The sequence below is a fragment of the Kineosporia corallincola genome (assembly GCF_018499875.1).
Classification (GTDB): Bacteria; Actinomycetota; Actinomycetes; order Actinomycetales; family Kineosporiaceae; genus Kineosporia; species Kineosporia corallincola.
The window spans coordinates 79,902-93,819 of the sequence record NZ_JAHBAY010000005.1 but is presented as its reverse complement, the minus strand read 5'-3'; the positions used below and the strand labels follow the sequence as shown (position 1 = coordinate 93,819).

The 13,918-nt window shown below is 70.2% G+C and carries 10 protein-coding genes and 2 pseudogenes; 5 read left to right on the top strand and 7 right to left on the bottom strand.

All coding sequences use genetic code 11. From position 1 onward, the window contains the following. Nucleotides 1-321: 321 nt before the first annotated feature. Nucleotides 322-959: pseudogene (locus KIH74_RS36295) on the top strand (transposase); the annotation flags it as partial. Here the strand turns inward: KIH74_RS36295 and KIH74_RS36290 are convergent. Beyond that, a pseudogene (locus tag KIH74_RS36290) lies at nt 954-1,387 on the bottom strand (dihydrofolate reductase family protein); the annotation flags it as partial. The pseudogenes KIH74_RS36295 and KIH74_RS36290 overlap by 6 nt on opposite strands. Before the next feature lie 24 nt (nt 1,388-1,411). Further along, nucleotides 1,412-1,906, bottom strand: a complete 495-nt coding sequence (locus tag KIH74_RS13260) for a hypothetical protein (RefSeq protein ID WP_214156200.1) — start codon at nt 1,904-1,906, stop codon at nt 1,412-1,414. A gap of 424 nt (nt 1,907-2,330) precedes the next feature. Here KIH74_RS13260 and KIH74_RS13255 point away from each other — a divergent pair, with 424 nt between their 5' ends. Both KIH74_RS13255 and KIH74_RS13250 read left to right on the top strand, forming a co-directional pair. After that, on the top strand, nt 2,331-3,806 hold the full coding sequence (locus KIH74_RS13255) for a hypothetical protein (RefSeq protein WP_214156199.1): 1,476 nt from the start codon (nt 2,331-2,333) through the stop codon (nt 3,804-3,806). Then, nucleotides 3,803-4,246, top strand: a complete 444-nt coding sequence (locus KIH74_RS13250; protein WP_214156198.1) for an MEKHLA domain-containing protein — start codon at nt 3,803-3,805, stop codon at nt 4,244-4,246. The genes KIH74_RS13255 and KIH74_RS13250 overlap by 4 nt, the downstream gene beginning before the upstream one ends. A 357-nt stretch (nt 4,247-4,603) precedes the next feature. Here the strand turns inward: KIH74_RS13250 and KIH74_RS39190 are convergent, their stop codons facing one another. Continuing rightward, nucleotides 4,604-4,801 carry an SbtR family transcriptional regulator gene (locus tag KIH74_RS39190; protein ID WP_372492058.1) on the bottom strand — a complete coding sequence of 66 codons (198 nt, stop codon included), beginning with the start codon at nt 4,799-4,801 and terminating at the stop codon, nt 4,604-4,606. A gap of 98 nt (nt 4,802-4,899) precedes the next feature. Between KIH74_RS39190 and KIH74_RS13240 the strand changes: the two genes are divergently transcribed. After that, the gene (locus KIH74_RS13240; protein WP_214156196.1) at nt 4,900-5,907 is read left to right on the top strand and encodes an NAD-dependent epimerase/dehydratase family protein; all 1,008 of its coding nucleotides are present in this window, start codon (nt 4,900-4,902) and stop codon (nt 5,905-5,907) included. 21 nt (nt 5,908-5,928) lie between these two features. Here KIH74_RS13240 and KIH74_RS13235 read toward each other — a convergent pair whose 3' ends face one another. Both KIH74_RS13235 and KIH74_RS13230 read right to left on the bottom strand, forming a co-directional pair. Continuing rightward, nucleotides 5,929-6,540, bottom strand: a complete 612-nt coding sequence (locus KIH74_RS13235) for a hypothetical protein (protein WP_214156195.1) — start codon at nt 6,538-6,540, stop codon at nt 5,929-5,931. Between the two features lie 95 nt (nt 6,541-6,635). Next, the gene (locus KIH74_RS13230; protein WP_214156194.1) at nt 6,636-10,823 is read right to left on the bottom strand and encodes an nSTAND1 domain-containing NTPase; all 4,188 of its coding nucleotides are present in this window, start codon (nt 10,821-10,823) and stop codon (nt 6,636-6,638) included. A 104-nt stretch (nt 10,824-10,927) separates the two neighbouring features. On the opposite strand from KIH74_RS13230, the gene KIH74_RS13225 reads away from it, so the two are divergent. Next, nucleotides 10,928-11,773: a helix-turn-helix domain-containing protein gene (locus tag KIH74_RS13225; RefSeq protein WP_214156193.1), complete on the top strand. Its 846-nt coding sequence runs from the start codon at nt 10,928-10,930 to the stop codon at nt 11,771-11,773. A 67-nt stretch (nt 11,774-11,840) separates the two neighbouring features. On the opposite strand, the gene KIH74_RS13220 is transcribed toward KIH74_RS13225, so the two are convergent. Beyond that, nucleotides 11,841-12,407 (bottom strand): GrpB family protein, encoded by a 567-nt coding sequence (locus KIH74_RS13220; protein WP_214156192.1) that lies wholly within the window; start codon nt 12,405-12,407, stop codon nt 11,841-11,843. Further along, complete coding sequence (locus KIH74_RS38570; RefSeq protein ID WP_214156191.1) at nt 12,391-13,818, bottom strand: IclR family transcriptional regulator domain-containing protein; 1,428 nt, start codon at nt 13,816-13,818, stop codon at nt 12,391-12,393. The genes KIH74_RS13220 and KIH74_RS38570 overlap by 17 nt, the downstream gene beginning before the upstream one ends. Nucleotides 13,819-13,918: the final 100 nt, after the last annotated feature.

Below are 13,918 nucleotides of genomic sequence, written 5' to 3'. Positions count from 1 at the left end.
AATTTTCGACACGCTTCAGGTTCGGGGGGTGATGCAGGAGGGGCCAGAGGATGTGCTGCCCATTCAGTGCCCATAACGCTTCACGGGTATTCGTGCTCACGCTGCGTGGTTGCGGCAGATCGACTCCACCTGCCTGCTCGGTATTGCCGGAGCATGGGCTCCGGCGCGAAGTCGACAGGGCACGTAGCTGCAGGTCGCCCAGAGCTGGTCGGTGCCGTCACGGTGTCCTTCGACGGCGCGCAGTGGGACTGTCCTACGAAGGGGGTAACGCGGTCCGGCCTGACCTGCCGATCTTGAGTGATTGGCGGACAGGAGCAGGACATGTCCGACAGCATCGAGCCCATGGCGGGGGCTCAGCGATCCACGAGTGGTGATAGCCAGGAACAGGTTTCGGGTGAGGCTGGTGAGATCATCGGGGCGTTCCTGATACGGGACGAGCAGCAGCGTCTGGCCGTGGATCTGGTGGCGCAGGCCAGGGCCACGGGGGCAAATCTGGTCGGTCCGGAAGGGTTGATGGCGCAGCTGACCAAGCGGGTCCTGGAGGCCGCGCTGGAGGCCGAGATGGTCGAGCACCTCGGCTATGAGGCCCACGATCCGCAGGGCCGCAACGGGCGTAACTCGCGGAACGGGAAGCGGTCCAGGACCGTCCTGAGCGGCGTGGGGCCGGTCGAGATCGACGTTCCGCGTGATCGTGAGGGCTCGTTCGAGCCGGTGATCGTGAAGAAGCGTCAGCGTCGTCTGGGATCCATCGATTAGATCGTTTTGTTTTCACCGCGAAGGGTTTGACGATTGGAGAAGTCTCGGCGCACTTCGCGGGGGTCTACGGCGCCAGCGTCGGTCAGGACCAGGTTTCACGGATCACGGACGCCGTGATTGCCGAGATGACCGAGTGGCTGCACCGCTCGCTCGACCGTGTCTACCCGGCTGTCTTCATCGACGCGATCGTGGTCAAGATCCGTCAGCCCCGCGGTGAGCGCCTGGCCGCCGACGTCGCCGGCGGCCACCTCGACCAGGTGCTCACCCGCGAGTTCCTGTGCCTTGGCCATGCCCGCCTCGACGCCGTCGGCGAAGTGGAACGGCGCCCCGGGGTGCCAGCCCTCGGGCCTGTCCGGTGGGTCACGACGACGACATGGTCGATGCCGCTGGGGGGAGTGCCGTCCCGGTCGTCGGTCAGGTCGAACACGTGGCGGCCGGTGACGGTCACCCCGATCTGGTCCCAGTACGGCCGGACGTGGTCGTAGGACGTCTGTGAGACCTTGAGGAAGCCGTTCTCGTCGAGCGGGACGTCGCCCTCGGTCAGCCAGTCGAACAGCGGCCCGGGCTGGTCGTTCTCGTCCGCGATGAAGCCGTCCACCGACACCGATGCGTACATGACGACCTTGCCCATGGACTCTCCTTCGCTTCGGGGCTCTCACGGTAGCGGGTCACGGGCCGTTGCCGGGAGGAAACGTGGTGCTCTGCCGTGGATTCTGCCGTCCGGGCGCGGCAGGCACAGCAGGACGACGGCCAGGAACGCGATCGGCATCAGGGCGATCGACGAGCACAGGAGCGTCTCGCGGGCGCCCCATCCGTCGACGGAACACCTCCTGGCACGGTCCCGAGCGGGGCCGCCGGCACGGCCACCGCGCTGTTCACGGCGAGCACGGGCGGCAACTGCGCGGCCGCTACGGCGCTGGTGGAGCGCCATGGTGGTGGACAGATAGGGCGCCCAGGTGAGACCGCCCAGGGCGAAGGCGATGACCGACACGGTGGTGGGTGCGCCGGCGCCCAGTGGCAGCAGTGCCAGGCCCACGAGGGCCACCGCGCCCACGGTGATGGTCCAGAACGGCAGGCTGCGTAGATGGGCCGTGACCGGCCCGCCGAGCACTGACGCGATCCCGGCCAGGTGGTCGTCCGGGTGCAGCACGTCGGCCAGGAGCGTGTAACGGCCTGCGGAGCACCAGGAATGCAGCAGGGACGAGACGGCCAGGGATTACACGTACAGGCCGATCCCGAGACGGCCGAGGGCGTGGGCCACCGGGATCAGGCCGAGGGCGAGGGCCCGCACGGTCGCGTCCCCGGTTGGCCCCTCTGTCCGCCGCCTGAGGGATTTTCGGGCGGACATCATCGGTGCCATCAGATGCCCAAACCCCCTGGCGACAGGACGGCGTCCACCCCTACTGGCTGCCCTCCGGCCTGCTCATCGCGGGGACACCCTGATGATCCGGCCACATGGTGACGGCTCAGCGTGAGGAGTCCTCACTCTTCTCGGATTTGGACAAAAAGGTCCGCAGGGCGGAACCCTATGGTGCCGAGGGGCGCCATCAACGCCAGCTGAATGAGGAGTGAAAGTGCAACTGGATTTCGAAACCACCACTTTCGACAAGGAATACATTGTTCTGAACGATACCCGGGAGGGCATTGTCAGGGGTGGGCGTGATCTGTTCGACCGACTGCCCCAGGCGTTTGAGGGTGTTGAGCAGATCGGTGTGATCGGCTGGGGTCCGCAGGCATCGGCTCAGGCCCAGAACCTGCGGGACTCGCTGGCCGGCAGCTCCGTGAAGGTGGTTGTCGGGCTCCGCGAGGGATCTTCCTCGCGTGAGGCCGCCCGGAAGGCTGGTTTCAGCGAGGAGCAGGGCACACTGGGGGAGTTGTTCGCGGTCATCGCTGCATCTGACCTGGTGCTGCTGCTGATCTCGGACGCGGCTCAGGCTGCTCTGTATCAGAGCATCTTTCAGGCGCTTCGCCCTGGCACGACTCTGGGGCTCTCTCATGGCTTCCTTCTGGGGCACCTGGAGCAGAAGGGGGAGCGGTTCCCGGAGACCGTCGATGTCATCGCCGTCTGTCCCAAGGGGATGGGCGCTTCGGTCCGTGCCCTGTACCTGCAGGGTTCTGACACCAACGGCGCCGGAATCAATGCCAGTTTCGCTGTTGAGCAGGACGTCACGGGCCGCGCCACTGAACGGGCGCTGGGCTGGTCGGTGGGCCTGGGCGCCCCTTACACCTTTCAGACCACCCTACGCTCGGAGTACCTGTCTGACCTCACAGGTGAGCGCTCGATCCTCCTCGGAGGCGTCCATGGCATTGTCGAGAGTCTCTACCGGCGCCTGCGCGCCCAGGGGTTGGACGAGACCTCCGCCTACCGTCGCTCGGTGGACTGCGTGACCGGACCCATCTCCCGCACTGTTTCGGCAGATGGCCTGATCGGCCTGTACCGCAAGCTCGACGCGGCTCAGAAGGAAGAATTCGCGCAGGCTTACGCGGCCGCCTATCCGGTGGGTCTCGAGCTCACTCACGAGATCTATGACGAGGTCTCTTCCGGCAACGAAATTCGCAGCGTCATTCTCGCCGGGCAGCGCCTCGACCGGTTCCCGATGAGCAAGATCGACCAGGCCGAGATGTGGCAGGCGGGCGAGGTAGCACGGCGCGACCGGGACGACGACGCTCTGCCGCTGGACCCGTTCACCGCCGGTACCTTCTGCGGCGTCATGATGGGTCAGATCGACACCCTGGTCGAGAAGGGTCATCCCTACTCCGAGATCGCCAACGAGTCCGTGATCGAGGCAACCGACTCGTTGAATCCGTACATGCACGCTCGCGGAATTGCCTACATGGTCGACAACTGCTCTACCACGGCCCGTCTCGGTGCCCGTAAGTGGGCGCCGCGGTTCGACTACCTGCTGACGCAGGCCGCCTATCCGGCCATCGACCAGAAGAGCACAGACTTGGACTCCGGTTTGATCAAGGCGTTCGAGAATCATCCCATTCACGAGGTTCTGCGAATCTGCGCCGAGATGCGGCCCTCCGTGAATATTTCCGTTCAGTGAAGACGAGCGCCGACTTCGCGGACCTGCTCATCACGAGCTACTCAAGAAGGACGGGCACCGATCTTGTGGCCCCCAACCTCCGAGGCGCCGAGGCTGCCGCCTGGCTGTACCAGGCGCCGTTCGGCCTGCTCGTGCACGATACCGCCCCGGACCCCGTGTTCGTGTATGCAAACCTGACGGCTCAGAGCATCTTTGGCTACAGCTGGGACGAGTTCGTCGGGTTGCCCTCCCGGCTGTCCGCCGACGAGGACGATCGTGACGACCGGCAGGTGTTCATGGAAGCGGTTGCCCGCCGGGGGTACGCCGAGAATTATCGTGGGCGACGGATCACCAAGCATGGCCGTTGCTTCTGGATCGAGCAGACGACGGTCTGGAATCTGGCTCAGGCCGATGGTTCTCCCGCAGGTCAAGCGGCGATGATAAGGCGCTGGAAAGAATGAACGGGACGACCGGTCAGCGCCCGTCCTACACGCAGCACCCGCAGTTCTCGTGATGACGCCCTCACAACCGCCATCGGCAGCGGATGGGGCGACCCGGGACACGATCAGGCAGCGCCTACCGGCGATCCACCACGCCGATGGCATCACGGCGGGGCCGAGCCGGCTCGATCGCCACTGCTTCGTTCCCGAGCGCGTCCACCGAGCTGTCACAGCCCTCGGGCCGCCATGCTCAGCATGCACCCGATATCGCGCCCGGCGGTGTGAAGCGTCATGGCGCGTGTGCTGTTCCGGCTCCCTGTGCGGTCCCGATGCCCTCGACTGACGGTTCCCGGCCGGGTCACGAAACGTCTCTTCTCGTTAGGCTTTCAGTTTGCCAGAGCGGTGGCGCAGACCGTCGAGAGCTATCTCCAGGAGGTGGCCGATCTCGGCCGGTTCGCTGGCCGGGATCTTGGCGATGCCCCCGGCCAGTTTCAGGATCTCTGCCAGGTCAGTGTCGGTGCGGACCTCGTGCGCCTCTTGCGCGCGATGGAGTAGAAGCTCGGCGACGGAGAAGATCGCTGCGCGGCCTTCGGGGGGCAGCGCTGAGTGCGGTTCGGGTCGAAGTACGGTGTGTCCCTTCCAGGTGGATGATCTGGACGGATGAGGGGACGTGTGTGAGCGGCGAACTGGTGCTGGTGACCGGCGGATCGGGATTCGTGGGGTCGCACTGCGTCCTGCGGCTGCTCCAGGAGGGGTACCGGGTGCGCACGACGGTGCGGTCGCTGCGGCGGGAGGCCGACGTGCGGGCGATGACCGGTGAGGACGGTGACGCACTGTCCTTCGCCGTCGCCGATCTCACCGCCGAGGCCGGCTGGGAGCCGGCGATGGACGGATGCGACTACGTCCTGCACGTCGCGTCACCGGTTCCGCAGGCCAGGCCCCGCGACGAGGCGGAGGTCATCGAGCCGGCCCGGGAGGGCACCCTGCGGGTGCTGCGCGCGGCCCGTGCGGCCGGCGTCAGGCGCACCGTGCTGACCTCGTCGTTCGCCGCGGTGAAGTACGGGCACGGCGACCGGACGACGTTCACCGAGGCCGACTGGAGCGACCCGGACGCCCCGCAGATGGCGGCCTACTCGAAGTCGAAACTGGCCGCCGAGCGCGCGGCCTGGGAGTTCACCGCCGGGGGCGGCACCGAGCTGGCGGTGGTCAACCCGCCGGCCGTGTTCGGCCCGGCGCTGGGCGCGGACCTGTCGCTGTGGGCGGGCATGGTCGACAGCCTGCTGAAGGGGACCCTGCCGGCGCTGCCGCGGATCACCGTCGCGGTGGTGGACGTGCGGGACGTCGCGGACCTGCACGTGCGGGCCATGGTCGATCCGGCCGCGGCCGGTGAGCGGTTCCTGGCCGGTGCCGGCGCGCTGACCCTGGCCCAGATCGCCGCGCTGCTGCGGGAGAACCTGGGGGACGCCGCGGGCAGGGTGCCGTCGCGGACCCTGCCGGACTGGGCCGTGCGGCTGGCCGCCCGGGTGAATCCCCGCGCCGCGCTGGTGGTCTCGGAGCTCGGTGTGGCCCGCGAGCCCTCCGGCCGCAAGGCGCGGGAGCTGCTCGGCTGGAACCCCCGGCCGGTCGAGGAGTCGGTGCTGGACCTGGCCCGCAGCCTTCAGGCCCGCAGCCTGCCGGCCTGAAGCGCCGCCCGCCGGATGGGCTCAGGCTCCCCGGCGGGCTGTTCCGTCGGCGCGGTCGAGGTGATGGCCCCACCCCTGGCTCGTGGGCAGGACGGCCTGGAGCTCCGCACCGTAGACCGCGGCCAGGCGGGCGTTGCGGGCGCGGAAGCGCACGACCGTGCCGGGGTGCTGCTCCAGCACCCCGGCCAGGCGCCCGGCGAGCAGGCCCCGCAGCTGCCTGCCGTGCCCGGACCCGGGGCGCCGGGCCACGTGGGAGTCCAGGATCAGCTGCACCCGGCCCTGGTGGTGCCAGACCCGGAACCCGATCACGGCCGTGCGCTGCTCGTTCACGAGAAGCGTCCAGGAGCGGCTGAGCGTGATGTAGGCCGGGACGGTGGTCATCACCACCGCGAGCCCGGCGACGAGCGCGAGCACGATCCAGGCGGCGACCGGGAAGAGGAACGCGAGCACCACGACCCCGGCGACCGGCAGCAACGGCCACCCCCGCCGGGCCGCCGCCGACAGCGTCCACCAGCTGACCGCGCGCCAGGCCGCGCCGAACGTCGCGACGCGTACCCCGGCGACGGTGGTCGCGGTGACCAGGTCGTCGTGCAGTTTCTGGGCGTTGCGCTGGAGGTCTGCTGCCGTGCTCACCCCACACAACTACCAAGATCGTGCCTCGCCTGTTTGCGGCTATCATGGGCGGCGTTTGCCCGGTGACGTGTTGTCGTCGCCGATCGGCCGGAGCCTCAGCCGCAGGTGCGCCGGTAGTCCCCGCCGATGTACGTGTCCCACTCGGTGCGGGTGAGGTTGCGGCCGGCCCGCTCGCAGAGGCGGGTCTTCGAGGCGTCCGCCCGGGTGTCCCAGATCTGTACCGGCCCGCCGGTCGTGCTGCCGACGGCCAGCTGTGTGCCGTCCGGGCCGAACGACAGGACCTTCTCCCCACCGGTCTGGCCGGTGAGGGTGAACAGTGGGGTGGCGGTCGCGGTTCTCCAGATCCGCACGGTGCCGTCACCGCCGCCGCTGGCAAGGGTTTCACCGCGCGGCCCGAAGGCCAGGGAGTCGATCAGGTCCTCGTGGTCGGGAATCACGTGCACCTGGCGTCCGCCCGTGACGTCCCACAGTCGCACGACCTTGTCGTACCCGCCGCTGGCCAGCGTCTTCCCGTCGGGGCTGAGGGCGAGGGCGGTCAGGTAGCTGGTGTGCCCGGCGAGCGTGCGCAGCAGCCTGCCGCTGTGGGCGTCCCAGATCCCGATCCGGCTGTCGTCGCCGACGATCGCCACGATCGCGCCGTCGCCGCTGTAGGCCAGGTTGCTGATCTCGCCGTCGTTCCCGGTGATCGTGCGGACCACGGTGCGGGTGTCGGCGTCCCAGATGCGGGTGGTGCCGTCCTGGTAGCCGACCGCGATCAGGTGGCCGGGGCCGAAATCCATCGTCATCACCCGGGTGCCCCTGACGCTGAGTTTTCCGGTGGGCAGGCCGGTTTCCGGGTCGCGCAGCTGCACGGTGCCGAAGTTGCCCTGGTAGCCGGTGGTCTCGTTGAACCCAATGTCCCCGGCGTCCCCGGTGGCCAGCACCGCGCCGTCCGCGCTGTACTGAGCCTCGCCGGTGCCGCCCACGTCGCGGTCCACCTTCGCCCGGGCGTCGCCGTCCCGGGCGTCCCAGAATTTCACCGTCGTGTCCTGCGCATTGACGGTGACGAGGGTGGATCCGTCCGGGGAGTACGCGAGCCCGGACGCCGCGTCGGTCGTGTCGCCGATCAGGCGTGCGCTGTCACCGGTGCCGAGCGTCCACAGGCGCACCCGGTTGCCCAGGGCGATGGCCAGCGTCGTGCCGTCAGGGCTGAAGTCCAGGCCGTCGCCGGAGACGTCCTCGTTCTCGAGACTCATGATCGGCATGAGATTTCCCTTGCGCAGGTCCCACAGCTGCACGCGGTCTCCCCGGGTGGCCGTGGCCAGGTACTTCTGGTCGGGGCTGTAGGCCAGGCCGGACACCGACTGGAGGACGGACCGGGTGACGAACCCGTGGCTCTCACCGTTGCGCGCGTCCCACACCCGGGCAGATCCGCTGAATCCGGCGGTCGCGAACGTCTTTCCGTCGGGACTGTGCCTCACGAACTGCGAGATCTCGTTGTCCTCGCCCGGGACGGTGTGCAGAAGCCTGCCCGTGCCGGCCGACCAGATACGCGCGCTGTTGTCTGCGCTCACGGTGACGACGGTCGTCCCGTCCCTGCTGTAGGAGACGTCGGTGACGTAGTCGGTGTGGCCCTTGAGCGTGTGCAGCAGTTTCCCGGTGGCGACATCCCACAGCCTGCCGGTGTTCCGCACGTTGTCGGCGGTGGCCAGGGTTTTCCCGTCCGGGCTGAACGCGACGCCGGCGACGGCCAGCGCCCGCACGTTCTTCTCGTCCGCGGTGGCGCCCATCTCGCGCAGTTGTCTGCCGGTCGCGGCGTCCCACACCCGGGCGGTGGCGTCCCAGCCGCCGGTGGCGATGAGTTTGCCGTCGGGTGACCAGGTCACGTCCCTCACCGAATCGGTGTGCCCGGTGATCACGCGGACCACCCGGCCGCTGCGGGCGTCCCAGATTCTTACGGTCTTGTCGTCGCTGGAGGTCGCGAAACGTGTTCCGTCGGGGCTGTACTCCACCGATGTCACGGTGCCGGTGTGCCCGCTGACGGTGCGGAAGACCGGTGAGTGGGCGGCGGTGACCAGCGTGTCGGCGGATGCGGCGGTGTGATGGATGCGGTCGGCCTCCAGGGCCAGCAGGGTGGCCAGGCGCGGTTCGGTGCGCAGCAGGTCCTGCGCCTGACTGGTCAGCTGTCCGGCCAGGATGGTGTTGCGGGACAGCTCGACGGCCCGGGTCTGCCGGAGCGAGACCACGGCGAGCACCGAGGCGACGGCGAACAGCACGGCGAAGACGCCGGCCAGCAAACGCGTTCTGCGTGCCCGGCGGCGCTCGGCGGTGCGGGCGGCGTCGCGGTGCTCCTGGCTCGCGGTGAGGAATTCCTGGTCGAGGGTGGTCAGGGCCCGCGGGTGCTGCCGGGACCACGCCTGCATGGTCTCCAGCCGGACTCCGCCCCAGAGGGTTCCGGCCTCGTCGCGGTGGGTGTTCCAGTAGAGCGCGGCGTTACGCAGTTCCTCGTGCAGGCGCAGGCCGGTGCGGTCGTCGTTCAGCCAGCCCTGGAGCTCCGGCCAGGCCGTGATGATGGTCTCGTGGCTCAGGGTGCTGGTGAGCCGGCCGGAGGTGACGATGCGGGCCTCGTTCAGACGGCGCAGAACGGTTGCGGCATCGGCGCTCTTGTGCTGGAAGGAGTTCAGGAGGTCGGAGGTGACGACGCTCTGGCGGGTGTCGTGGGTGCCGTCGCCGATGCTGACCATGGACAGCAGCAGCGGGCGGACGATCCGCCGCTGGCCGACGCTCAGGTCGTTGTACACCTTCTCGGCGGTCGAGCTGATGGCGTGGGCCAGCCCGCCCATCTCCCGGTAGTCGCCCAGCCGCAGCGTGCTGCCGTCGCTGTCCTCCCAGAGCCGGCGCAGCGTGTGGGCCAGCAGCGGCAGCGACTCGGCGCTGGTGTCGTCGAGCAGGGCCCGGGTCAGCCCGGGGCCGAGGGTGAGCCCGGCCGCGCGGGCCGGGCCCTCGATGACCTCCTGGAACTGGGCGCGGCTCATCGGCGGCACGAACAGCGAGTGGTGCTCGAGGTGGACGCGCAGCATCTCCTGCGCGGCGAACTGCGCGTAGAAGTCCGCCCGGAAACTGAGCAGGACCACGGCGTCCCTCGTCGAGGCCCGGATCAGCGCGCTGAGAAAGGCTTCCCGGGCCTGGCCGGAAGGGCCGGGGGCGAACAGTTCCTCGGCCTGGTCGACGACGATGAGCACCCGGGCGCCGGCGGGCCGTCCCTCCAGCAGGGGGCCCAGCGAGTTGCCCAGCGCGTTGGGCTCGCGGGCCAGGTCGTCCGGCAGGGCGCCGACAGGATGGTTCATCGGGGTGATGCCGTGGGCGAGCGCCCGCAGCGGGTCACGCCCCGGCTGGAGATACACCACCGGCCACTCCCGCGAGCCGGGGACGTCGAGCAGGCCGTTGTCGACGGCGGGGATCAGCCCGGCCCGTAGCAGCGAGGTCTTGCCCACCCCGGAGGAGCCGGTGACGACCAGCAGGCTCACCTCGTCCTGGGTGCGCGCGGCCAGGCGGGTCAGCAGCCCGGCCAGGATCTGGTCGCGGCCGTGGAAGAACCCGGCCGCGGCCTCGGCGGGACCCACCGGGTCGAGGCCGGGGTAGGGGGCCTGGCGGGGGTCGCGCTCACCGGGCTCGTCCACCGGGGTACGGCTGTCGGCGAACCGGCGGATCTCGGCCTGCCGCACCTGTTCCAGGCGCATGAGCTGGGCCAGGGCCGCGGTCTGCCGGGCGGCGTACTCGTCCACGCGGTCCTGCCCGGCCTGCACCTGGTCGAGGATGATCCGGTTGCCGGTGGCGATCACGCCGCCCAGCCCGTTGAGCGCGTCGACCAGACCGGCGTGCAGGCCGGGGTCGGTGCCGGTCTCGTCCAGGGCGCCGGTCAGGTGCAGGAACCGGTTCACCTCCTGCTCGAACACCAGCCGTACACCGCGCTGTTCGTCTTCGGACAGCAGCCGTTGGAAGGTCTGCTCCAGCAGGGCCTGCAACCTGGCCTGTTCATCAGCGCTGCCGGTGGAGGTGGCCGCTGCCGGGTCGTCACGGATGTGCCGCCACACGTCCTCGATGACGCTGGCCATCAGGTTCCCGCCGACACCGGCGACGATCGCCGCGGCCCCGGCCGTGCCGCCGGTCAGGAGTGCGGGCAGCCAGATCTCGGCGCTGGTGGCGGCGGCGAGCCCGGCGACCAGCGACAGGCCCTGCGGCGTGGCCTGCCCGCGCAGCCGCGCCATCCAGTGGCGCGCGCCGGTGCGGCCCTCGTCCGTCATCCCTCACCCCCGCCGCCCAGATTAGGGGGTAATCGGCACTTTCGGCATGATGTTCGGTCTCCCGGCGCTGCCGGGCCGGTTCGGGGCGACCTACGATCGGGCCCATGGCCCGTTCCGACCTCGGCGACTACCTGACCGGCCGCCGCGCCCAGATCACCCCGGCCGAGGCCGGCCTTCCCACCGGCGGTCTGCGCCGGGTGCCCGGTCTGCGCCGTGAGGAGGTCGCCGCCCTGGCCGGTGTGAGCGCCGACTACTACATGCGCCTGGAACAGGGCCGCGAACGTCACCCGTCGGCCCAGGTGGTGGCCGCGCTCGCGGCTGCCCTGCGGTTGGGGGACGACGCGCGCGGGCACCTGTTCCGCCTGGCCGGTGCCTCACCCGCGCGCGAGCCGCAGCCGGCCACCGACCGGGTGCATCCGAGCCTGATCCAGCTGATCGACGCCTGGCCGGAAACCCCTGCGCTGGTGTACAACCGGGCGTTCGACGTGCTGGCCTCGAACGCCCTGGCCGACGCGCTGTTCGGCGGCTGGGCCGGCACCCGCAACCTGGCCGAGGTGGTGTTCGGCACCCCGGGCGCGCGCTCGTTCTACCCGGACTGGGCCGAGGTCGCCCGCACCACGGTGGCCGGGCTGCGGCTGAGCCTGGGGGAGGTGCCGGACGACCCCCGGGTGCGGCAGGTGCTGGGCGGCCTGCTGCGCGAGCGGGCCTTCGCCGAGCTCTGGAGCCGTCATGACGTGAGGGGTAAGTCACTGGAGCGCAAGCGGTTCCACCACGCGGACGTGGGGCCGCTGACCCTGACGACGCAGGGCTTCGCGGTGCGGGCGGCGCCGGGACAGGAACTGGTGGTCTACCACGCGGAGCCGGGTTCCCCCGACGTCCATGCTCTGCGCCTGCTCGGGACCCTGGCCGCCACCGGCCGTCACGCGCCCGGACCTGGCGCGAGGTCCTGAATCCGTGCGCCGGGCGGGCTATTCGGTGGCGATGGCCGGTGCTGGTCCTGGTTCGGCGTCTCGACGGCTACTTCCCGCGGGCCTCCCGTGCGCGGGCCTTGATCGCGAGGATGACCTCCGTCTTGGCCCGGGTGTAGTCGTTCTTGTCGTCCCACTGCCGGCGCAGCAGCGTCCTCTTGGTGTTCTCGTACAGGGCGCGGTCGTCCGCGTCGGAGCGCAGCCGGTCGCGCAGGAGGAGGTAATCGTCCACCGCCGGATGGTCGTGCTCGAAGACGTGCACATGGACGTCGTGGGCCGGCGTACGCACCAGGCGGTGCTCCGGCTCACGCACCCGCAGCTCGTACCCGGCCGCCAGAAGCCCGTCGAGATAGTCCTCCTCGGCCGTGATGTCGTCGACCGTCACCACGATGTCGACGATCGGTTTGGCCGCCAGCCCGGGGACGGACGTGGAGCCGATGTGCTCGATCCCGATGGCCGCCGCCCCCAGAGCGCCCCGGATCCGGTCGCGGTGCTCCCGGTAGATCCGCGCCCACCGCTCGTCGGGCTCGTGCAGCTCCAGCCCCAGCGACTCGACACCTCCCACGGCCTCGACGGTGGTGACGTCCGGACGGCGCGGCTCACGGTTCCTGCTCACGTCGGCATTCTCGCAGGGGCCGCGGCACGTCCTGCCCGGAGCCCGGAGCCGAGGGGTACTGCAACAGCTGCGAGAGCTGGTCGGCGAGCTGACGCACGGCCGCTTCCAGCCGGGCTCCGTCGGTGGCGAAGTACTCGGTGGTGCCGACCAGGCATGCGGCGGCGGCCACGGCCCCGCTGGAGTCGCGCACCGGAGCGGCGACCGACTGCATGCCGGTGTCGTCGAACGGCTCCATCGAGATCGCGCCCTCCTGCACGACCTGGCGCACCCGGCGCAGGAACCGGTCGCGTTCCAGGCGGGAGTAGCGCGGTGGGAAGAGCTCGGCGATCTCGGGCAGTTCGAGGTCCATCACCAGCACCGGCCCACCGTCGGAACCGATGATCGGGTGGGCGCGGCCGCGCCACGGGGACATCCGCAGGCCCGCGCCGGGCGACGAGAGGTGTTCCACCAGCGTGAAACTGCGCATGCCGTGCAAGACCGTGAGGAACACGCAGGTCCGGGTTCGCTCGGCTGTGAGGGCGGCCAAGGGGGAGCCCAGCCGCTCCAGGGCGGGCACCGTGGCCCTGCGGTGCCAGGCGTGCACGGCCCAGCTGAGCCGGTAACGGGTGCGCTTGTTGTCGGTGGTGACCAGGCCGGCCCGGACACAGGAGTCCACCAGGCGCTGGGCGCGGTCGGTCCGCAGGCCTACCGCGCGGGCCGTGCCGCTCAGGCTGTCCGGCCCGGCGGCCAGGTGCTGGAGGATGAACAGGGACGCCAGCAGCGCGGTCGGCGCGGTCGGTACGGTCTCGCGGACGGGTGCCTCGGTGAGCGGGCGGCGGGCGCTCAGATGCTGGGCGATCGCGTTCTCGATGCTGCGCCGAGCGGTCTGCACGGCCCGGTGGGCGCTGAAACCGTTCTGTGCCAGTCGGTTCACGGGAAGCCGTACGGCGAGCACGGCCACGTTCTCGCCCTGCGGGCCGAGCACCGGGGCGGCGATCTCGGTGCACCGGCCGATCGTCGACTCGAAGGTGTCGATCTGTTCGGGGTCTTCGGGCAGCGGGCGGTGGGAGCGGTCGGCCCGGGCCATCGCGCTGTGCTGTTCGTCGACGACGTCACCGGGGTCGGCGGGTGCGTGCAGGGTCCACAGCGACTCGACCATGGCGGTGATCAGCAGGGCGGAGCCGCAGCGGGCTGCCAGGCAGGCGGTTTCGCCGGTCTGGTGGGCAGCCAGGGTGAGGGCATAGCGCACCGCCCGGGCGTAGGGCGCGGCGGCCCGGCCGGAGAGCCGGACGGCCTCGGGGCCCAGCCGGTAGGTGCCGTAGGCCTCGCCCGGCTCCAGCAGGCCCAGGCCGTGCAGTTCGGCGCCCAGCCGGGAGGTCTGGCTGAGCGAGGTGCCCAGGTCGCGGGCGAGCGTGCCGACCGGGACGGGCACGGTGGGATCCCCTCGCCCAGCGATCATTTGCACCATTGTTAACGCGGTCGACACGCGAGCGGTCATTGTTTCCCCGTTCACAGAATCGGCAATTCTTCTG